At 58.4% G+C, this 231-nt stretch carries 1 protein-coding gene; it reads left to right on the forward strand.

All coding sequences use genetic code 11. From position 1 onward, the window contains the following. Window positions 1-22 precede the first annotated feature (22 nt). On the forward strand, window positions 23-231 hold a 209-nt coding region (locus tag QP140_RS10330; protein ID WP_284759565.1), incomplete at its 3' end, for a MerR family transcriptional regulator.

Here is a 231-nt window from a genome sequence, read left to right on the forward strand (position 1 = left end):
CCCGCGCAGTGGCGTCAAGAACATCGGCGACGTGTTGTCTATCCTGCAGGAAGATTTCCCTGCGGTGACCGCCTCGAAGATCCGTTTCCTCGAGGAGAAGGGCCTCATCACTCCGGCCCGTACCGCCGCCGGATACCGTAAATACACGGCCTCCGATGTCGAACGTCTGCGTTTCATCCTCGCGTTGCAGCGGGACCAGTACCTTCCGTTGAAGGTCATTAAAGAGCATCT

The organism is Corynebacterium sp. UMB9976 (assembly GCF_030212265.1).
GTDB lineage: Bacteria > Actinomycetota > Actinomycetes > Mycobacteriales > Mycobacteriaceae > Corynebacterium.